The sequence below is a fragment of the Pseudomonas sp. SYWMCR5 genome (genome assembly GCF_057197165.1).
Map to the genome: position 1 here is coordinate 261,789 of NZ_JBXUNH010000007.1, position 18,878 is coordinate 280,666.

17 protein-coding genes are annotated in these 18,878 nt (G+C 64.3%); 6 read left to right on the forward strand and 11 right to left on the reverse strand.

What is annotated here, in order from left to right; translation table 11 throughout:
- Nucleotides 1–43: 43 nt before the first annotated feature.
- The 10 genes from pgi to dksA all read right to left on the reverse strand — a co-directional run bounded on the left by pgi (nt 44) and on the right by dksA (nt 12,628).
- Nucleotides 44–1,708: a glucose-6-phosphate isomerase gene (gene pgi / locus AC2CGW_RS19460; protein WP_186720386.1), complete on the reverse strand. Its 1,665-nt coding sequence runs from the start codon at nt 1,706–1,708 to the stop codon at nt 44–46.
- 228 nt (nt 1,709–1,936) lie between these two features.
- On the reverse strand, nt 1,937–2,800 hold the full coding sequence (gene panC, locus AC2CGW_RS19465; protein ID WP_186670414.1) for a pantoate--beta-alanine ligase: 864 nt from the start codon (nt 2,798–2,800) through the stop codon (nt 1,937–1,939).
- Nucleotides 2,797–3,597, reverse strand: a complete 801-nt coding sequence (gene panB / locus AC2CGW_RS19470; RefSeq protein WP_186670412.1) for a 3-methyl-2-oxobutanoate hydroxymethyltransferase — start codon at nt 3,595–3,597, stop codon at nt 2,797–2,799. The genes panC and panB overlap by 4 nt, the downstream gene beginning before the upstream one ends.
- 251 nt (nt 3,598–3,848) lie before the next feature.
- On the reverse strand, nt 3,849–4,328 hold the full coding sequence (gene folK / locus AC2CGW_RS19475; protein WP_186670410.1) for a 2-amino-4-hydroxy-6-hydroxymethyldihydropteridine diphosphokinase: 480 nt from the start codon (nt 4,326–4,328) through the stop codon (nt 3,849–3,851).
- Between the two features lie 2 nt (nt 4,329–4,330).
- Nucleotides 4,331–5,719, reverse strand: a complete 1,389-nt coding sequence (locus AC2CGW_RS19480) for a polynucleotide adenylyltransferase PcnB (protein ID WP_186711867.1) — start codon at nt 5,717–5,719, stop codon at nt 4,331–4,333.
- A 763-nt stretch (nt 5,720–6,482) separates the two neighbouring features.
- The gene (locus tag AC2CGW_RS19485) at nt 6,483–7,934 is read right to left on the reverse strand and encodes a sigma-54-dependent transcriptional regulator (RefSeq protein ID WP_186670407.1); all 1,452 of its coding nucleotides are present in this window, start codon (nt 7,932–7,934) and stop codon (nt 6,483–6,485) included.
- A 4-nt stretch (nt 7,935–7,938) separates the two neighbouring features.
- Nucleotides 7,939–10,914 (reverse strand): sensor histidine kinase, encoded by a 2,976-nt coding sequence (locus AC2CGW_RS19490; protein ID WP_162714346.1) that lies wholly within the window; start codon nt 10,912–10,914, stop codon nt 7,939–7,941.
- On the reverse strand, nt 10,898–11,074 hold the full coding sequence (locus AC2CGW_RS19495) for a hypothetical protein (protein ID WP_003250005.1): 177 nt from the start codon (nt 11,072–11,074) through the stop codon (nt 10,898–10,900). Before AC2CGW_RS19495 ends, AC2CGW_RS19490 begins: the two co-directional genes overlap by 17 nt.
- Before the next feature lie 156 nt (nt 11,075–11,230).
- Nucleotides 11,231–12,118: a tRNA glutamyl-Q(34) synthetase GluQRS gene (gluQRS, locus tag AC2CGW_RS19500; RefSeq protein WP_186711119.1), complete on the reverse strand. Its 888-nt coding sequence runs from the start codon at nt 12,116–12,118 to the stop codon at nt 11,231–11,233.
- Between the two features lie 63 nt (nt 12,119–12,181).
- Entirely contained in the window at nt 12,182–12,628 is a 447-nt protein-coding gene (gene dksA, locus AC2CGW_RS19505; RefSeq protein ID WP_054892595.1) for an RNA polymerase-binding protein DksA, read from the reverse strand.
- Between the two features lie 210 nt (nt 12,629–12,838).
- Here dksA and AC2CGW_RS19510 point away from each other — a divergent pair, with 210 nt between their 5' ends.
- Together AC2CGW_RS19510 and sfsA are read left to right on the forward strand one after the other, a co-directional pair.
- Entirely contained in the window at nt 12,839–14,011 is a 1,173-nt protein-coding gene (locus tag AC2CGW_RS19510; RefSeq protein WP_186670404.1) for a pyridoxal phosphate-dependent aminotransferase, read from the forward strand.
- Nucleotides 14,011–14,724 (forward strand): DNA/RNA nuclease SfsA, encoded by a 714-nt coding sequence (gene sfsA, locus AC2CGW_RS19515; RefSeq protein ID WP_411383756.1) that lies wholly within the window; start codon nt 14,011–14,013, stop codon nt 14,722–14,724. The genes AC2CGW_RS19510 and sfsA overlap by 1 nt, the downstream gene beginning before the upstream one ends.
- On the opposite strand, the gene AC2CGW_RS19520 is transcribed toward sfsA, so the two are convergent.
- Entirely contained in the window at nt 14,714–15,031 is a 318-nt protein-coding gene (locus tag AC2CGW_RS19520) for a Rieske (2Fe-2S) protein (protein WP_186670400.1), read from the reverse strand. The two genes, sfsA and AC2CGW_RS19520, sit on opposite strands and share 11 nt — an antisense overlap.
- Nucleotides 15,032–15,180: 149 nt before the next feature.
- On the opposite strand from AC2CGW_RS19520, the gene AC2CGW_RS19525 reads away from it, so the two are divergent.
- Genes AC2CGW_RS19525 through AC2CGW_RS19540 form a run of 4 tightly spaced genes read left to right on the forward strand, consistent with a single transcriptional unit; the run spans nt 15,181 to nt 18,775 of the window.
- Entirely contained in the window at nt 15,181–16,065 is an 885-nt protein-coding gene (locus tag AC2CGW_RS19525) for a heme/hemin ABC transporter substrate-binding protein (RefSeq protein ID WP_186711121.1), read from the forward strand.
- 50 nt (nt 16,066–16,115) lie between these two features.
- Nucleotides 16,116–17,099: a FecCD family ABC transporter permease gene (locus AC2CGW_RS19530; RefSeq protein ID WP_186670416.1), complete on the forward strand. Its 984-nt coding sequence runs from the start codon at nt 16,116–16,118 to the stop codon at nt 17,097–17,099.
- The gene (locus tag AC2CGW_RS19535) at nt 17,099–17,866 is read left to right on the forward strand and encodes a heme ABC transporter ATP-binding protein (protein WP_186670396.1); all 768 of its coding nucleotides are present in this window, start codon (nt 17,099–17,101) and stop codon (nt 17,864–17,866) included. Before AC2CGW_RS19530 ends, AC2CGW_RS19535 begins: the two co-directional genes overlap by 1 nt.
- Nucleotides 17,867–17,875: 9 nt before the next feature.
- Nucleotides 17,876–18,775, forward strand: coding sequence for a ChaN family lipoprotein (locus AC2CGW_RS19540; protein ID WP_484574460.1), 900 nt, complete (start codon nt 17,876–17,878; stop codon nt 18,773–18,775).
- The last annotated feature ends 103 nt before the right edge of the window (nt 18,776–18,878 follow it).

Below are 18,878 nucleotides of genomic sequence, written 5' to 3' on the forward strand. Positions count from 1 at the left end.
AGGGCCCGTAGGAGCGGGCTCGCCCGCGAATGCAGCCTTCAGGTCAGCCGCGATGACGGCCGCGGAAGTAGTTGATCAGGCCCTGGGTCGAGCCATCTTCAGCGCTGTCTTCCAGGCTGCCGACCAGGCGCTGGTACACGCCCTTGCCCAGCTCCTTGCCCAGCTCCACGCCCCACTGGTCGAAGGCGTTGATGCCCCAGACGACGCTCTGCACGAAGACCTTGTGCTCGTACATGGCCACCAGCGCGCCGAGGCGGCGTGGGCTGATGCGCTCGACCACCAGGGTGTTGCTCGGGCGGTTGCCCGGGATCACCTTGTGTGGTGCCAGCTTTTCGATATCTGCTTCGTTCAGGCCCTTGGCGCGCAGCTCGGTCTCGGCTTCCTCGCGGGTCTTGCCGAGCATCAGCGCCTGGCTCTGCGACAGGCAGTTGGCATACAGCCACTGGTGATGGTCGGCCACCGGGTTGAAGCTCACCACTGGCACGATGAAGTCGGCCGGGATCATCTGGGTGCCTTGGTGCAGCAACTGGTGATAGGCGTGCTGGCCGTTGCAACCAACGCCGCCCCAGATCACCGGGCCGGTCTCGGTTTTCACCGGGGAGCCGTCGGTCAGTACACTCTTGCCGTTGGACTCCATGTCCAGCTGTTGCAGGTGCTTGGTGATGTTACGCAGGTAGTGGTCGTACGGCAGGATCGCGTGGCTGCTGGCATTCCAGAAGTTGCCATACCACACGCCGAGCAGCGCCAGCAGGACTGGCATGTTCTTCTCGAACGGCGCGGTCTGGAAATGCTGGTCCATGGTGTAGGCGCCGGACAGCAGTTCCTTGAAGTTGGCAGTACCGATGGCCAGGGCGATCGGCAGGCCAATGGCCGACCACAGCGAGTAGCGCCCGCCCACCCAATCCCACATCGGGAAGATGTTTTCTTCACGAATGCCGAAGGCCACGGCGGCGGCCTTGTTGCTGGAGACTGCGATGAAGTGGCGATAGAGCTCGGCTTCCGAGCCGCCCTGGGCCAGGTACCAGGTGCGCGCAGCCATGGCGTTCTTCAGGGTTTCGAGGGTGTTGAACGACTTCGACGAGACGATGAACAGGGTGGTTTCGGCGCGCAGGTTGGCCGACAGTTCGTGGAACTCGCTGCCGTCGATGTTGGCCAGGTAGTGGCAGCGCACGCCGCGCTGGGCATAGGGCAGCAGGGCCTCGGAGACCAGTTCGGGGCCGAGGAAGGAGCCGCCGATGCCGATGTTGACCACGTCGGTGATCGGTTTTTCGCTGTAGCCGCGCCACAGGCCGTCGTGGATGCGTCCGACCAGTTCGGTGATCTGGTTGAGGACCTTGTGCACTTCGGGCATCACATTGACACCACCGACATTCAGCTTGTCACCGACCGGGCGGCGCAAGGCCGTGTGCAGCACCGGACGGCCTTCGGAGCCGTTGATGATCTCGCCGCTGAACATCGACTTGATGGCGTCAGCCAGACCGACTTCCTGAGCCAGTTCGACGAGCAGCTCACGGGTCTTTTCGTTGATCAGGTTCTTCGAGTAGTCGAGGAACAGGCCGCAGCTGCTGAGCGAAAACTGCTCGAAGCGCTTGGGGTCGGCGGCGAAGGCGTCGCGCATGCTGAAGCCCTGCATGGCATCGCGGTGTTGCTGAAGCTCCTGCCAGGCGGGCAGGGCCGTCACATCGTGGGGAGTGCGGTAATACGCCATTGCGGATGGTTTCCTTCGGGCATGGTCAGGCTTTGACACTGGCAGGCTTTGCCAGTTGCAGGAGAGGCCCATTATAGGCATTGGCCGGTCGGCGGGAATGGGGCGGGCGGGCGGGGCGTGAAATATTTGCGTGGGGTTGTCAGTGCTGGCCTAATCGCGGGACGAGCCCGCTCCCACAGGTACAACGCCGTATTCAGTGGCGGCGCTGTACCTGCGGGGGTGCCGCGATCAGGCGGTCTTTTCGTCCAGGTGCAAGTACAGGTTGTCGATCAGCCGAGTGCTACCCAGATACGCCGCCCCCAGGATCACCAGGTCACGATCGTCGGCTTGCGCCGGTTTCAGGCTGACGGCATGACGCACTTCCAGGTAGTCCGGGCGGAACCCGGCGGCTGTCAGCTGCGCCTGGCCTTCAGCCAGCAGCGTCAGATAATCGCGCTGACCCCGCCGGACCGCCTCGGCCAACAGGCTCAGCACTTTGTATAGCATCGGTGCCGCAGCGCGTTGTTCAGCGCTCAGATAACCGTTGCGCGACGACAGCGCCAACCCATCCTCAGCCCGCACGGTCGGCTCGCCGATGATCTGGATCGGCATGTTCAGGTCTCGCACCATGGCGCGGATGACCGCCAGCTGCTGGTAGTCCTTTTCGCCGAACACGGCCAGATCCGGCTGGACCATGTTGAACAGCTTGCTGACCACAGTCGCCACACCCTCGAAGTGCCCGGGGCGGCTGGCGCCACACAGGCCTTCGGACAGTTGCGGCACGCTCACCCGGGTCTGCACGGTCATGCCGTCGGGGTACATCTCTTCGACAGTAGGCGCGAACAGCAGATGGCAACCGGCCTGCAACAGGGTTTCCTGATCGGCAGCGAGGGTGCGTGGGTATTTGTCGAGGTCTTCGCCTGCGCCGAACTGCAGCGGGTTGACGAAGATGCTGGCAACCACGAAGTCGGCGCGCTGGGCGGCCTTGGTCACCAGGGCGGCGTGGCCGCTGTGCAGGTTGCCCATGGTCGGGACGAAGGCGATACGCTTGCCTTCGCCCCGGGCGCGTGCCACGGCGGCGCGCAGTTCGCGGACAGTCTTGACGGTATTCATGCGCTGAACCCGTGTTCGGGGGCCGGGAAGCTCACATCTTTGACCTGCTTGACGTAGGCCGCCAGGGCGCTCTGGATATCGGGCTGGCCGGCCATGAAGTTCTTCACGAACTTCGGTACGCGGCCGCTGAGGGACAAGCCCAGCATGTCGTGCAGCACCAGTACCTGGCCATCGGTACCACTGCCGGCACCGATACCGATCACTGGAATGCTCACCGCCTGGGAAATCTCCGTGGCCAGCTCGCTGGGCACGCATTCGAGCAGCAGCATGGCGGCGCCAGCCTGCTCGAGGGCGATGGCATCGGCGCGCATCTGTTGCGCCTGGGCTTCCTGGCGACCCTGGACCTTGTAGCCACCGAGCACGTTGACGGTCTGCGGGGTCAGGCCCATGTGCGCGCACACCGGCACGCCGCGGTCGGCCAGCAGGCGGATGGTCTCGGCCAACCAGGCTGCGCCCTCGACCTTGATCATGTGCGCTCCGGCGCGCATCAGCTTGGCGCAGTTGACGAACGACTGCTCGAGCGTGGCATGGGCCATGAAGGGCAGGTCGGCCAGGATCAGTGCACCGTCGTTGCCGCGTTTGACGCAGGCGGTGTGGTAGGCCATGTCGTCGGTGGTGACGGGCAGGGTGCTGTCATGGCCCTGCAGGACCATGCCGAGCGAATCGCCAACCAGCAGCACCTCGACGCCGGCCTGGCTGGCGGCCTTGGCGAAGGTGGCGTCGTAGCAGGTCAGCATGGTGATTTTCTCACCCTTGGCCTTCAGGCCATGCAGGGTGGTCAGGGTTACTTCAGGCATGTAGCGAAATCCTCGTTCAGGCGCTGTGAAAAACGACTGCGTACAACGCGTGTATTCATCTTCCGGAGCGGCACATCATCGTGCGTGATGTTCGGGTCACAGGGCTGTCCGGGCCTAAATGGGTGTGATGCGGCATACGGGCGCCGCGGGACGCCTATAGTCGTGAGCGATGGGGGGGAAGTCAATGACCCTGTTACCGCATTGTTACGCTCAGGGTGTTACTGGCGTTACCGATGGCTGAAACGCCCGGATTACAAGCGTTCCAGCCCGACGAACGGGCAGTCCTGGAGCAGTTGCGCGAGGCTGCGGCCATCGGCCAGATGGAAGTCTTCAGGGACCAGCTCGGCCAGCGGATAAAGCACGAAGGGACGGGCATGCAGGTGGTAATGCGGCACTTTCAGACGTGGCACATCGATGACCTGGTCGCCGAACAGCAGCACATCCAGGTCGAGTGTACGCGGGCCCCAGCGCTCCTTGCGCACCCGGCCCTGATCGTTCTCGATGCCCTGCAGGGCATCGAGCAGCGCCAGCGGCGCCAGCTCGGTGTCGAGCGCTGCGACCGCATTGGTGTAGCGAGGCTGGCCGGGCAGCAGGGAGTCACTGGTGTACAACGCCGAAGCGGCCACCAGGTGCGTCCCGGCGATCTGGTCCAGCGCCTGGAGGGCGCTGCGCAGTTGCTCGGCGGGGGCGTCCAGGTTGCTGCCCAGGCCAATATAGGCGCGTACCGGCATGCTCAGTCGAAGGCCTCGTCGCCACCGGCCTTGCGCTTGCTATTGCTGCGCTTGCGTTTGCGCGGGGCCGGCCCCGAACCTTCGTCACGGCTGCCCAGCTCGCGGATCATGTCGCGGCGTTCGCTGTCGTGGGCGTCCTGGTAGTCGGTCCACCACTGGCCGAGATCGTCGGTTTCCTCACCGGCACTTTCGCGCAGCAGCAGGAAGTCGTAGCCGGCGCGGAAGCGCGGGTTGTCCAGGAGCATGTCGGCGCGTTTGCCGCTGCGCCGTGGCAGGCGCTCCTGCATGTCCCAGATTTCGCGGATCGGCAGGGTGAAGCGCTTGGGAATAGCAATGCGCTGGCACTGTTCGGCGATCAGGTCGTGGGCGGCTTCGTTCATTGCCGGGATCGGCGGCACGCCCTGGCTTTGCAGGTACAGGGCACGTGCTGGCAGGGCAGGCCACAGCAGCGCGGCGAACAGGAAGGCCGGGGTCACCGGTTTGCCCTGCTTGACGCGCAGGTCGGTGTTGGCCAGCGCCTGGCTGATCAGGGTGTGGGTGTAGGTCGGGCGTTCATCCAGGGCGTGGGCGCTGGCCGGGAACAGGGGTTCGAACAACTCGAGGTCGACCAGCATTTCGAAGGCGATCGCCCCCTGGCCGGACAGGAACAGCTTGAGCACTTCCTCGAACAGGCGCGCCGGCGGGATTTCGCGCAGCAGCTTGGCCAGTTCGCGGATAGGCTGGACGGTGTGCTTCTCGATGCCGAAGTCGAGCTTGGCGGCGAAGCGTACCGCGCGCAGCATGCGCACCGGGTCTTCCTGGTAACGGTGGGTCGGATCGCCGATCAGGCGCAGCAGGCGATTGCGGATATCGTGGACGCCATTGGCATAGTCCAGGACGCGCTCGCTGACCGGGTCGTAGTACAGGGCGTTGATGGTGAAGTCGCGACGCTGGGCATCGTCTTCGAGGGTGCCGTAGACGTTGTCACGCAGGATTCGCCCGCTGGCGTTGTGCGACGAACGGTGGCTGTCACCCTGGTCATCTTCGCTGTGATGAGCGCGGAAGGTGGCGACTTCGATGATTTCGCGGCCGAAATGGATGTGGACCAGCTTGAAGCGCCGGCCAATGATCCTGGCATTGCGGAATTCGGCACGCACCTGTTCGGGCGTGGCGCTGGTGGCGACATCGAAGTCCTTGGGGGTGATGCCCAGCAGGAGGTCGCGCACGCAGCCGCCGACCAGGTAGGCCTGGTAGCCGGCGCCCTGCAGGCGCTCGACGATGCTCACGGCGTGGCGGCTGAACTGGCTGCGCTGCAGCGAGTGCTGGCTCTTGTTGATCACTTCAGGCGTGGTGCGCCTGTGGTGTTGACCACGGATGGGAGGACGGAACGACTGGAACAGCTTCTTCAGCATGGGATGCACTGTTTGAAGGAATGTTCGGCCAAGACTAGGAGAATGGCCGCATGATGGCGGGGGATTCTAGCATTTACTGGCGGAATGGTGTAGGCGGTGCCGAAAGGCGATTAAGGCGGGGAGAAACGACATGGGGAGCCTAGGCTCCCCATCAAGTCGTTGCGTGCTCTTATTGTTTTTTTGTCGGGCTTCTTGTTTTTGTTGAGTGCCCTGTCCACACAGCTTGAAGCGTGTGGACGACCCCAAATTCAGGGGTGAAGAGCAAACGGATTGCTTTGGTCGCTGATGCTATGCTGATCAATCGATCCAACCAGTTCAGGCGCTGCTTTAGTGCAGTTTTTGTTGTTCTCTGCCTGGTTGTGGGGCAAGCCCCAAACACAACTCCTCTCCAAAAGAATCAGTTAGCTGCGCCTCCGCCGTCTTGTTCTTGTTATGCGTGAGCCGTTTCGTCTTGTTCTTATTCTGAGTAGCAGTGCTTGTTATTGTTCTTGTACGAAAGATATAGCAGGTGGCGTGCCAACTTTCGCAAACCCAATTAAATCAATGGGTTACGGATTTTCGGGCCGCGCGCAAGGCGGGAAAATGTAGAAATTTCGTTACCGTATGCCTCGATTTGTTACGTCGCGGACGGTTGAGGTAACAGATTTTTCACGGTAACCGGGTGTTACCTGCTGAAGGGGCGGGGTGTGGTAGGGCTCACCGTGGGCAAGCCCCTGAACGCAAAGCGCCGACCCAGGGTCGGCGCTGTAGAGCTATGGACGTATCAGTTCTCGCTGGCGACGTTGCTTTTGCGCCGTGGAATACCCAGGCGCTGGCGACGCTCCCACAGGCACTTGCGGCTTACACCCAGCTTGCGGGCCAGTTCCGTCTCGGTCATGTGGTCCTGGTGTTCGAGGACGAAGTGCTGGAAGTAGTCTTCCAGCGACAGGTCTTCCGTCGGCTCGTGGCTGGCGTTGTTACCACCGACACCGGCGACCATCGGCAGGCTGTCGGGGAGGTCGTCGTCTTCCAGGCCGCTCAGTTCGATGTCGATGCCCAGCAGGTCGGCGGATATTTCCGGGCTTTCGCTGAGAATGACCGCGCGCTCGACGGCGTTCTCCAACTCGCGGACGTTACCCGGCCAGCTGTAGTGGCGGATGGCTTGCTCGGCATCGCTGGAGAAATGCAGGTCGTCACGGCCGATGCGCGCGCTCTGCCGGGCGAGGAAGGCGTTGGCAATCTCGTTGACGTCGCTGCCGCGCTCGCGCAAGGCGGGCAGTTTGAGGGCGATGACGTGCAGACGGTAATAAAGGTCTTCGCGGAACTGGCCGGACTTGGCCAGGTTTTTCAGGTCGCGGTGGGTCGCAGCGATCAGGCGCACATCGACCTTTTGCGACTGCACCGAGCCGACCCGACGAATCTCGCCTTCCTGCAGCACACGCAGCAGTCGAGCCTGAGCCTCCAGCGGCAGTTCGCCGATCTCGTCGAGGAACAGGGTGCCGCCGTCCGCTGCCTCGACCAGGCCGGCACGGCCAGCGCTGGCGCCGGTGAACGCGCCTTTCTCGTGGCCGAACAGCTCGGATTCGATCAGCGTTTCCGGAATGGCCGCACAGTTCACCGAGATCATCGGCGCCTTGGCGCGTCGCGAAAGGTTGTGCAGGGCGCGGGCGACCAACTCCTTGCCGGTGCCGGATTCGCCCTGGATCAGGACGTTGGAGTCAGTCGGAGCGACCTTGCGGATCTTGCTGTACAGGTCCTGCATGGGGGGGCAGGAGCCAATGATACCGATTTCGCCGTTGGCCGAGGCGCCGCTCTGCTTGTCTGCGCCTGGTGCCTTGCCGTTGCTGCGCACTTCGGCCGCGGCCGCAGTGGCGACCGGGGCATTCTGCCGGTCGCGCAGGATGCGCGCGACAGCCTGGAGCATCTCGTCATGGTCGAAAGGCTTGGCGATGTAGTCCACCGCGCCCATTTTCATCGAGTCGACCGCCGAGCGCAGGCTGGCGTAGCTGGTCATGATCAGCACCGGCGTGCCCTGGCCGAGCTTGATCAGCTCGGTGCCCGGTGCTCCGGGCAGGCGCAGGTCGCTGACGATCAGGTCGAAGGTGGCAATGCTGAAGCGTTCCTGGGCTTCCTGCACCGAGCCGGCTTCGCTGACCTGGTACTGGTTCCGCTCGAGCAGACGACGCAGGGCCGAACGGATGATGGTTTCGTCTTCGACGATCAGAATGTGCGGCATTGATTCAATTCTCTCGACGGTCTCGAATTTCAGGGGACGTCGCTACGACATGCCGGGGCAGGGTCACGCGGATCCGTGTGCCACGTTGCCGATCGAGATCGGCCGGGCTGTCGATGGTGATTTGCCCATAATGCTCTTCCACGATGGAATAGACCAGAGCGAGCCCCAGTCCGGTTCCCTCGCCCGGATCCTTGGTGGTGAAGAAGGGCTCGAACAGGCGATCCATGATGTTCTTCGGAATACCGCTGCCCTCGTCTTCGACGATCAGGTCGACGGTGTGCTCGCTCGCTTCGCTGCGCACACGCACGGCGCTGCCAGGTGGCGAGGCGTCGCGGGCGTTGGACAGCAGGTTGATCAGCACCTGGGCCAGGCGCTGCGGGTCACCCTCGGCCCAGTGGTCCGGGTCACAAAGGTTGAAGAACTGTACTTCGAAATTGCGCCGGTTCAACGCCAGCAGACCGATGGCATCCTGCGCCACCTCGGCCAGCGACACGGGCTCTTCGGTATTCTGGTGGCTGCCGCCGGCGTGGGCGAAGCTCATCAGCGACTGGACGATGCGCGAGACGCGCTTGGTCTGTTCGAGGATCTGGCTCGACAGCTCGATGATCTCGCCGTCGCCTTCGCGTTCCTCGCGCAGGTTCTGCGCCAGGCAAGCGATGCCGGTGATCGGGTTGCCGATCTCGTGGGCCACGCCTGCAGCCAGGCGGCCGATGCTGGCCAAGCGCTCGGAGTGCACCAGCTTTTCTTCGAGGGCCTGGGTCTCGGTGAGGTCTTCGACCAGCAGCACCAGGCCGCTGTTGCCCGGGGCCAGCGGCTCGTCGATGGCCGCCTTGTGCAGGTTGAGCCAGCGCGGCTGGCCGTCGAGGGCCAGGCGTTGCTTGTGCAGGTGCTCGTCGGGAAGGTCGATGAAGCCTTGCAGCAACCCGCGCCAAGGTTCGGCGATGGTCACTAGGCGCGAACCGACCACGTGCTTGGCGGCGATGCCGGTCAGCTCCTCCATGGCTCGGTTCCACATCAGGATTTCCTGGTCCTTGGCCAGCGAGCAGACGCCCATGGGCAGTTCCTGCAGCGTTTGACGGTGGTAGCGGCGCAGCGCATCGAGCTCGGCGGCAAGGCCGGTCAGGCGCGAGTGGTAGTCCTCGAGACGGCTTTCGATGAAGTGGATGTCTTCGGTGACGTAGTTCTCGTTACCTGACTTGTAGGGCAGGAAGGTCTCGACCATGTCCTGGGCTACGCTGGGACCCATCAGCCCCGAGAGGTTGGCCTCGATGCGGTCGCGCAGGCGCCGCAGGGCGTAGGGGCGGCGTTCGTCGAAGGGCAGGTAGAGGTCGCGCAGGGCCTGCTCGACTTCTTTCTGCGCGGCCTTGGCGCCCAGTGGCTTGGCCAGTTGGGTGGCGAATTCCTGGGGGGAGGCCGCATGCAGTTCACGGCGTTGCGGGCGGCGCACATTGTCGACTGCGCAGGCCTCGGCGGCGCTGACCTCCTCGCTGCTGGCGTTGGTGAACAGCGAGATCAGGGTGAACAGCAGCACGTTGGCCGCCAACGAGGCAATGGCCGCCATGTGCCAGCTGGTGTCGTCCAGCACGTAGATCATGTTCAGCAGCGGAATGTAGAAGCCCTGCACATTGCCCAGCAGCGGCAGCAGCATGGTGACCATCCACACCAGCGTACCGGCCAGCAGGCCGGCGATGAAGCCGCGCCGATTGGCGGTTGGCCAGTACAGTACCGAAAGCACGCCCGGCAGGAACTGCAGCGTGGCGACGAAGGCGACGATGCCCAGGTTGGCCAGGCTCTGGTGGGTATTCTGGGTCAGGTAGAAGACGAAGCCTGCGGTGATGATTGCCACGATCAACGCGCGGCGGGTCCATTTCAGCCAGCGGTAGATGTTGCCCTCGGCAGGGGGCTGGTAGAGCGGCAGCACCAGGTGGTTGAGGGCCATGCCCGAGAGCGCCAGGGTGGTGACGATGATCAGGCCGCTGGCCGCTGACAGGCCGCCGACATAGGCGAGCAAGGCCAGCGCCTCGTTGTTGGCGGCGATGCCCAGGCCCAGGGTGAAGTACTCCGGGTTGGTGCTTGCGCCCAGGCGCAAGCCTGCCCACAGCACCAGCGGCACCGCCAGGCTCATCAGCAGCAGGAACAGCGGCAGGCCCCAGCTGGCGCTGACCAGCGAGCGCGGGCTGAGGTTCTCGGTGAAGGCCATGTGGTACATGTGCGGCATGACGATCGCCGAGGCGAAGAACACCAGCAGCAACGTGCGCCATGGGCCTTCCTGCAGCGGCGTGTGCAGTGCGGCCAGTGCCGTCTGGTTCTGCAGCAGCCAGACTTCCAGTTCGTGCGGGCCGCCGAACACCCCGTACAAGGCGTACAGGCCGATGCCGCCCAGGGCCAGCAGCTTGATCACCGACTCGAAGGCGATGGCGAACACAAGGCCTTCGTGCTTCTCGCGGGTGGCGATATGGCGTGAGCCGAAGAAAATGGTGAAGAGGATGATCAGCACGCAGAAGGCGAAGGCCACGCGCGCCTTGACCGGCTCGCCGGTCAGGATGCTGATGGAGTCGGCCACCGCCTGGATCTGCAGGGCCAGCAACGGCAATACGCCGATCAGCATGATCACCGTGGTCAGTGCCCCGGCCCAGGTGCTACGGAAACGGAACGCCAGTAGGTCGGCGAGGGAGGAGAGCTGGTAGGTGCGGGTGATCTTGAGAATCGGGTAGAGCAGCACCGGCGCCAGCAGGAAGGCCCCGGACACACCCAGGTAACAGGCGAGGAAGCCATAGCCGTACTGGTAGGCCAGGCCTACCGAACCATAGAACGCCCAGGCACTGGCATAGACGCCCAGCGACAGGGTGTAGGTCAGGGGGTGGCGGATGACCGAGCGCGGGATCAACCCGCGTTCGCTGACCCAGGCCACGCCGAACAGCACCAGCAGGTAGGCGGCGCTGATCAGGATCATCTGGGTCAGGCTAAAGCTCATCGGCATCTCGTTGGCTCTGCAGGATGAAGGTGACGACGATCAGGATCAGCCAGAGCAGATACGGGCGGTACCAGGCTCCGGTCGGTTCGATCCACCAGTCCATGATGGCCGGGGAGAACAGATAGATCCCCACGACCAGAAGCAGGACCAAGCGATAGATATACATGCGGGCCTCGATGGCAGGGCGCTGCGGGTTTGAGCTTCTTATTATTGGCGCAAATGGCTGGGGCGATGCTAGCGGGATTCTGGGGTGTTCGCCAAGGGTTTGAATTCGTTGGGGTTTTGAATGTGCGCAGCTTGCCCCGCGAGAGGGCCGGCCGCGTCAGCGCAGATCCGCCTCCGGCACCGTCAACTGCCGTGCAATCGCCCCAGGTTTCCACTGCCTGCGCGCCACCGCCAACACCTCGGCCGGACTGGCACCTTCCAGCGCCGGATCACTCGCCTGCCCCAGGGCTCGTAACGCCCGCAACAGCAGCGGCGTGGCCTGGTCCGCCTGCAGCGGTGGTGAACGGTACGATTTGCCCAGCTTGTGCCCATCCGGCTGCACGATCAACGGAATGTGCAGGTAGCGCGGCTGCGAGAACCCCAGCAGTTCCTGCAGGTACAGCTGGCGCGGGGTGTTGTCGAGCAGGTCGGCGCCGCGCACGATGTCGGTCACGCCTTGCCAGGCATCGTCCAGCACCACTGCCAGTTGATAGGCATACAGCCCGTCGCGGCGCTGGATGACGAAATCCCCCACCTCGCGTCCAAGGTGCTGCTGGAATTCCCCCTGCACACGGTCGTTGAAGCGGTAGAGCAGTTCGGGCACCCGAATGCGGATGGCGGCATTTTCGCGGGCATGGCCAGCGTTGCGGCAGAAACCGGGGTAGATGCCGCCGTATCCTTCCAGTTGTTTGCGCGAGCAGGTACAGGCGTAGGCCAGGCCCATGCTGAACAGGCGATCGACCACCGTGGCGTAGGCCTCATGACGCTGACTCTGGAACACCACTTCGCCATCCCACTCCAGGCCGTAGCGTTCGAGGGTCTGCAGGATGGCGTCACGGGCGCCGGGCATTTCCCGGGGCGGATCGGTGTCCTCCATGCGCAGCAGCCAGCGCCCGTCGACGGCGCGGGCATCGAGCCAGGAGGCGAGGGCGGCGACCAGCGAGCCGAAATGCAGGAAGCCACTGGGGGTGGGGGCGAATCGCCCGATATAGCGGGAGTCGTTCATGGATGTGCTGGGCATATAAATGAAACGGGGCGCTCGATGCGCCCCGTTCGGAGGGAAGAAGGATCAGCCCTTGCCGACTGTCTTTTCCTTTTTCTCGGCAATTTCCTTGCAGTCGAAGCACAGGTCTGCGGTGGGACGGGCTTCCAGTCGGCGCAGGCCGATCTCGATGCCGCAGGAGTCGCACCAGCCGTATTCTTCGTCCTGGATCTTCTGCAAGGTCTTGTCGATCTTCTTGATCAGCTTGCGTTCACGGTCGCGGTTACGCAGCTCCAAGGCGAACTCTTCTTCCTGGCTCGCGCGGTCCGCAGGGTCCGGGAAGTTGGCGGCTTCGTCCTTCATATGGGTCACGGTCTGATCGACACTGGTCATCAGCTCGAGCTTCCATGCACCCAACAGCTTGGTGAAGTGCTTGCGCATGGGTTCGCCCATGTACTCTTCACCCTTGGTTTCCTTATAGGGCTCGACACCGTACATGGTCTGATTGGTTTTTTGCTTTTCTACGGTGGACATGAATAGACCGCCTCTCACTCATCTGATCCAATGCGCAGGATGCTCCATCTCCGGCGACCGCCGGCCCTGCGACTGCGAGCCGCCGAACTTACCAGATAGATCGGGGGTGCGCTACCCCGCCCGATCCGAGGTATTGACAGCAACCTGCGTCGCCCGTTCGGTGTTTCTCGACAGTAGAATCACCAGTTTAGACCCAATTGAGAGAAGGTCATGGCCCACTCCTACAGTGCGCGCAGCCGCGCCATCGAACCCTTCCATGTCATGGCGCTGCTGGCGCGTGCCAACGAGCTGCAGGCGGCAGGCCATGACGTGATCCACCTGGAGATCGGCGAGCCGGACTTCACCACGGCCGCGCCGATCGTCGAAGCCGGGCAGGCCGCGCTCGCTGCAGGGCATACCCGCTACACTGCCGCCCGTGGCCTGCCTGCGTTGCGCGAGGCGATCGCAGGTTTCTACGGCCAGCGTTATGGCCTGTCGGTGGATCCCGAGCGCATCCTTGTGACGCCTGGCGGTTCCGGCGCGCTGCTGCTGGCCAGCAGCCTGCTGGTGGATCCGGGCAAGCACTGGCTGCTGGCCGACCCAGGCTACCCGTGCAACCGCCATTTCCTGCGCCTGGTCGAAGGCGGCGCGCAGTTGGTGCCAGTAGGGCCGGAGGTGAATTACCAGCTCACCGCCGACCTGGTCGACCGGCACTGGGACAAGGATACCGTCGGTGCGCTGGTGGCTTCGCCCGCCAACCCGACCGGCACCGTGCTCGACCGCGAGGCCCTGGCCAGCCTGTCCCGGGCCACCCGTGAGCATCACGGGCATCTGGTGGTGGACGAGATCTATCATGGCCTGACCTACGGTATGGATGCGCCGAGCGTGCTGGAGGTGGACGATGACGCCTTCGTCCTGAATAGTTTTTCCAAGTATTTCGGAATGACCGGCTGGCGTCTCGGCTGGCTGGTCGCACCGCCTTCGGCCGTGGCCGACCTGGAAAAGCTGGCGCAGAACCTCTACATCAGTGCGCCGAGCATGGCCCAGCATGCTGCGCTGGCGTGCTTCGAGCCCGGCACCCTGGCCATCTTCGAGGAACGCCGCGCCGAGTTCGCCCGGCGTCGCGACTACCTGCTGCCCGCCTTGCGCGAGCTCGGTTTCGGCATTGCCGTGGAGCCGCAGGGCGCCTTCTATCTATACGCCGACATCAGTGCTTTCGGCGGCGATGCCTTCGCTTTCTGTCGACATTTCCTGGAAACCGAGCATCTGGCCTTCACGCCCGGGCTGGACTTCGGCCGCCACCAGGCCGGGCATCACGTGCGCTTCGCCTACACCCAGAGCCTGCCGCGCCTGGAAGAGGCGGTGCAGCGCATTGCCCGTGGCCTGCGGAGCTGGCAACCCTGATGCGTTTCCTTCCCGAACTCGAGCGAGCGCGTCTGCTGCGCCGCTACAAACGCTTCCTGGCCGACATCGAGCTGGCCAATGGCGAACAGATGACCATCCATTGCCCGAATACCGGCTCCATGCTCAATTGCATGCGCGACGGCGGGCAGGTCTGGTTCAGTCGTTCCAACGATCCCAAGCGCAAGCTGGCGGGCACCTGGGAGATCAGTGAAACGCCTCAGGGTCGCCTGGCCTGCGTCAATACCGGCAGGGCCAATGCCCTGGTCGAGGAAGCCCTGCGCGCTGGCGTGATCACCGAGCTGGCCGGGTTCGCCGCGCTCAAGCGTGAAGTGGCCTATGGCGAGGAGCGCAGTCGCGTGGATTTTCGCCTGGAGTTCGCCGAGGGCCCGGCCTATGTCGAGGTCAAGAGCGTGACCCTGGGCTATCCCGACACCGCGGTGGCGGCCTTCCCTGACGCGGTGACCCAACGCGGCGCCAAGCACCTGCGCGAGCTCGCTGCATTGGCCCGCCAGGGTGTTCGCGCCGTGCAGCTGTATTGCGTCAACCTCACCGGCATCGAGGCGGTACGCCCGGCCGAAGAGATCGACCCTGGTTATGCCCAGGCACTGCGCGATGCGGTGGCCGATGGTGTCGAGGTGCTGGCCTATGGTGCGCGCCTTGATGCCGAGCAGATCATCATCGATCGCCGCCTGCCGGTATTGCTCAACCCTTGAGCCAGATGCCCTGGCTGTCTTCGTGGCAGTCCAGGGCCTGCAACGACTCGCCCTCGCAGGGGCCCGACACGCATTCGCCGGATTCGATCAGGAACAGCGCGCCATGATGGGCGCAATGAATCAGGCTGGCGCTGTCATCGAGAAAGCTGTCCGGTGCCCAGTTCAGCGTGATGCCGCGATGCGGGCAATGGTTGCGGTACAGGTACACCCGGCCCTGGCGGCGCACGCCGAACAGCGTTTCACCAGCTACGCTGAAGGCGCGGCTGCAGCCTTCGGCGAGGGCTTGGGAGGAGCAGAGGAAATGCATTGCAGATAAGACTCTTGAAACCAATGGTGGCTTGACGCTTCAATGCGAATAATTATCAAATTGCCCGCATCCACTGCGCCAGCCCGTCCATGGTGCGCAGTTCCGTCAGGTGCCACAAGGTGTCTGGCCGCCTTCTGCAAAGGAACCCGATGATGCGCCGTCCTGTTGCCCTGATCGCCTTGTGCGCCGGTCTTGTCCTTTCCTCCCCGTTGCTGGCCGCCGACCTGCCGCAGCGCTGGGTCAGCGCCGGTGGGGCACTGAGCGAATGGATCAGTGCCCTGGGCGGCGAGGCGCGGTTGGTCGGCGTCGATACCACCAGCCAGCACCCGCAGTCGCTCAAGGCACTGCCGAGCATCGGCTACCAGCGTCAACTGTCAGCCGAGGGTATCCTCAGCCTGCGCCCGGATGTGCTGGTCGGCACCGAGGAAATGGGGCCGCCACCGGTGCTGGCGCAGGTACGCGGGGCGGGGGTGCGTGTCGAGCTGTTCTCCAGTGAGGCCGACCTGGCGGCAGTGGACCAGAACCTCAAGCACCTGGGCGAGCTGCTCGGTGCGCAGCAAAAAGCCAGTGAGCTGAGCACTCGCTACCACCAGCAGCTCGATGCGCTGCACGCAAAGATCAAGCAGGCCCAGGCCGGTCAGAAGGCTCCAGGTGTGTTGCTGCTGGTCGGTCATGCCGGTGCCAAGCCATTGATCGCAGGGCAGGGCACCTCGGGCGACTGGCTGTTGCGTCAGGCTGGGGCGCGCAACCTGGCGGATCACCAGGGGTACAAGAACTTCTCTGTCGAAGCGCTGGCCGCGCTGGATCCGGACGTGGTGGTGTTTTCCGACCGAGCACTGGACGGCGAGCAGGCGCTCAAGGCGCTGCTCAAGGAAAATCCGGCGCTGGCCGCTTCGCGTGCGGTACGCGACAAGCGCCTGGTGTCACTCGATCCGACGCTGTTGGTCGGTGGCCTCGGCCCGCGGCTGCCGGCCACCTTGCATGAGCTGGCCGGCGCCTTCTATCCCGCAGCCAAGGCCAGCCTCAACCAATGAAGCAGCGGGTCCAGCCGCGTACGCTGTTCATCTGCCTGACATTCCTGTGCCTGCTGGCGGTGTGGCTGTCGTTGGCGCTGGGGCCGGTCAGCTTGCCGCTGACCGATATCCTGCGCGCCGGATTGCGGCTGCTGGGGATGCCCATCGACCGGACGGGGCTTGAGCAGGCTGAGCTGATTCTTGGGCAGATCCGCCTGCCGCGCACGCTCCTGGGGCTGGCCGTCGGTGCGGTGCTGGCGCTGTCCGGTGTGGCCATGCAGGGGCTGTTTCGCAACCCGCTGGCCGATCCTGGCCTGGTCGGGGTTGCGAGCGGCGCGGCGCTCGGCGCTGCAGTCGCCATCGTCGGCGGCGCCTGGCTTGGGGGCATACCGGAGTGGTTCGCACCCTATCTGCTGTCGCTCTGTGCCTTCATCGGCGGGCTTGGTGTTACGGCATTGGTCTATCGCCTGGGGCGGCGCAATGGTCAGACCGACGTGGCCACCATGCTGCTGGCCGGTATCGCCATGACCGCCCTCGGCGGCTCGGCGGTCGGGCTGTTCACCTACCTGGCCGACGACGCCACCTTGCGCACTCTGACGTTCTGGAACCTGGGCAGCCTCAACGGCGCCAGCTATGAGCGCCTGTGGCCACTGTTGCTGGTGGCGCTGGGGGTAACCTTGTGGCTGCCGCGCCGGGCGCAGGCGCTGAACGCGTTGTTGCTGGGCGAGTCGGAGGCGCGTCACCTGGGTATCGATGTAGAAGGGCTCAAGCGTGAACTGGTGTTCTGCACTGCCCTGGGTGTCGGCGCAGCAGTGGCGGCTGCGGGCCTGATCGGCTTCATTGGTCTGGTGGTTCCGCACTTGGTGCGTCTGGTTGCGGGGCCTGATCATCGCGTGTTGTTGCCCGCGTCATTGCTGGCGGGGGGAACCCTGCTGCTGTTCGCTGATCTGGTGGCTCGCTTGGCGTTGGCGCCGGCGGAGCTGCCGATCGGGATCGTGACGGCCTTCATTGGCGCTCCGTTCTTCCTGTTCCTGCTGGTCAGGAGGGGGCGCTGATGCTCGAAGTCAAAGGCTTGTCGCTCAAGCGCGGCAGCACCGAGGTGCTGCACGGTATCGACCTGCACCTGCGGCCTGGGCAGGTGCTGGGCGTGCTCGGCCCCAACGGGGCGGGCAAGAGCAGCTTGCTGGGGGCATTGTGTGGCGAACTGGCGCCGAGCCAGGGGCACGTCCTGCTGCAGGGGCGAGCGCTGGCGCACTGGCCGGGGCAGGAGCGTGCGCGACGCCTGGCAGTGTTGCCGCAGGTGTCCAGCCTGGGCTTTGCCTTCAGTGTCGAAGAGGTGGTGGGCCTGGGCCGTTTGCCCCACGGCAGTGGCCAGCAGCGCGACCGGGAGATCGTCGAGGCGGCGCTGAAGGCGGCCGATGCCTGGCACCTGGTCGAACGCAGTTACCTCGCGCTGTCCGGCGGCGAGCGTCAGCGTGTTCATCTGGCCCGGGTGCTGGCGCAACTGTGGCCAGGAGAGGAGGGGGCGACGTTGCTGCTCGATGAGCCGACCTCGGCCCTCGATCCGCTGCACCAGCACACCACGTTGCAGGCGGTGCGCAGTTTTGCCGACCGCGGCGCAGCGGTGCTGGTGATCCTGCACGACCTGAACCTTGCCGCGCGCTACTGTGACGCTATTCTGCTGCTGGAACAGGGTCGCAGCCACGCGCTCGACACACCGGCCCGGGTGCTGACGCCACAGGCGCTCAAGGCAGTATTCGGTATCGATGTGCTGGTGCAGGCCCATCCGGAGCGCGGCCATCCGCTGATCATCACCCGCTAGGAGCCTTCGATGCGCTATCCCTTGCTGTTCGGCCTGTCGATGGGGGTGTTCTTGACCATAACGGGTTGCCAGGTGCATCGGCCTGCGCTGCCAGCGTTGCCGGCCTGGCAGAGCAGCCAAGGGTTGAACGAGCCGACGCTCGGCCAGATACAGGCGTTGCCCAGTGGCCGTGTCCTGACGCCCGATGAGCTGATTCGGGCGCTGAGCGATATGCCGCGAATACTGGTCGGTGAAAAACACGATAACCCCGATCACCATGCGCTGCAGCGTTGGCTGCTGCAGGCCTTGCAGGCCGTCAGGCCACAAGGCAGCGTGGTGCTGGAGATGCTCCAGCCTGCGCAGCAGCCCCTGATCGACAAGGTGCAGCGTCAGGCGCAGCTACCGAGCGACTTGGCCACAGCGCTGGACTGGCAGAAGGGTTGGGATTGGCAGATGTACGCGCCGATCGTGCTTGAAGCCCTGAAAGGCCCTGGGGTTTTGCTGGCTGGCGACCTGAGCCCCGAAGCAATGCGTGATGCCTATCGCCGACAGCTCGTCCTGACTGGCGTGCGGTCGAATGCACCGCAGGTAAAGGCTGCCTTGCTCGAGCAGGTGCGTGAGGGCCATTGTGGGTTGCTGCCGGAAAGCCAGTTGCCAGCCATGTTGGTCATCCAGCAGCAAAGGGACCGACATATGGCCGAGCGCCTGCTGGCGGCACCGCAGCCTGCACTTTTGCTGGCCGGCGCCTATCACGCGCGCAAGGACCTGGGTGTGCCGCTGCATCTGGCTGATCTGCAGGCGCAGGGCGAAACCCGCGTGCTGCTGCTGGCCGAAGTCGGGCAGAAGGTCGAGGCAGGAATGGCGGACTATGTGTGGTACACCGCGGCGCTGCCTGAGCAGGATTACTGTGCCCAGTTGCGCGGTGGGTAGTTACCACGGGCAGCTTCCCGATTTGCAGGCAAAAAAAGACCCGGCAAATTGCCGGGTCAATAACCGTGATTAGCCTGATGAGGAGATAATCTGAGAGTCCGAA

Coding starts and splice junctions, on each gene's coding strand:
- pgi (WP_186720386.1), bottom strand. CDS start 1,708: ATGGCGTATTACCGCACTCCCCACGATGTGACGGCCCTGCCCGCCTGG.
- panC (WP_186670414.1), bottom strand. CDS start 2,800: ATGAATACCGTCAAGACTGTCCGCGAACTGCGCGCCGCCGTGGCACGC.
- panB (WP_186670412.1), bottom strand. CDS start 3,597: ATGCCTGAAGTAACCCTGACCACCCTGCATGGCCTGAAGGCCAAGGGT.
- folK (WP_186670410.1), bottom strand. CDS start 4,328: ATGCCGGTACGCGCCTATATTGGCCTGGGCAGCAACCTGGACGCCCCC.
- AC2CGW_RS19480 (WP_186711867.1), bottom strand. CDS start 5,719: ATGCTGAAGAAGCTGTTCCAGTCGTTCCGTCCTCCCATCCGTGGTCAA.
- AC2CGW_RS19485 (WP_186670407.1), bottom strand. CDS start 7,934: ATGCCGCACATTCTGATCGTCGAAGACGAAACCATCATCCGTTCGGCC.
- AC2CGW_RS19490 (WP_162714346.1), bottom strand. CDS start 10,914: ATGCCGATGAGCTTTAGCCTGACCCAGATGATCCTGATCAGCGCCGCC.
- AC2CGW_RS19495 (WP_003250005.1), bottom strand. CDS start 11,074: ATGTATATCTATCGCTTGGTCCTGCTTCTGGTCGTGGGGATCTATCTG.
- gluQRS (WP_186711119.1), bottom strand. CDS start 12,118: ATGAACGACTCCCGCTATATCGGGCGATTCGCCCCCACCCCCAGTGGC.
- dksA (WP_054892595.1), bottom strand. CDS start 12,628: ATGTCCACCGTAGAAAAGCAAAAAACCAATCAGACCATGTACGGTGTC.
- AC2CGW_RS19510 (WP_186670404.1), top strand. CDS start 12,839: ATGGCCCACTCCTACAGTGCGCGCAGCCGCGCCATCGAACCCTTCCAT.
- sfsA (WP_411383756.1), top strand. CDS start 14,011: ATGCGTTTCCTTCCCGAACTCGAGCGAGCGCGTCTGCTGCGCCGCTAC.
- AC2CGW_RS19520 (WP_186670400.1), bottom strand. CDS start 15,031: ATGCATTTCCTCTGCTCCTCCCAAGCCCTCGCCGAAGGCTGCAGCCGC.
- AC2CGW_RS19525 (WP_186711121.1), top strand. CDS start 15,181: ATGATGCGCCGTCCTGTTGCCCTGATCGCCTTGTGCGCCGGTCTTGTC.
- AC2CGW_RS19535 (WP_186670396.1), top strand. CDS start 17,099: ATGCTCGAAGTCAAAGGCTTGTCGCTCAAGCGCGGCAGCACCGAGGTG.
- AC2CGW_RS19540 (WP_484574460.1), top strand. CDS start 17,876: ATGCGCTATCCCTTGCTGTTCGGCCTGTCGATGGGGGTGTTCTTGACC.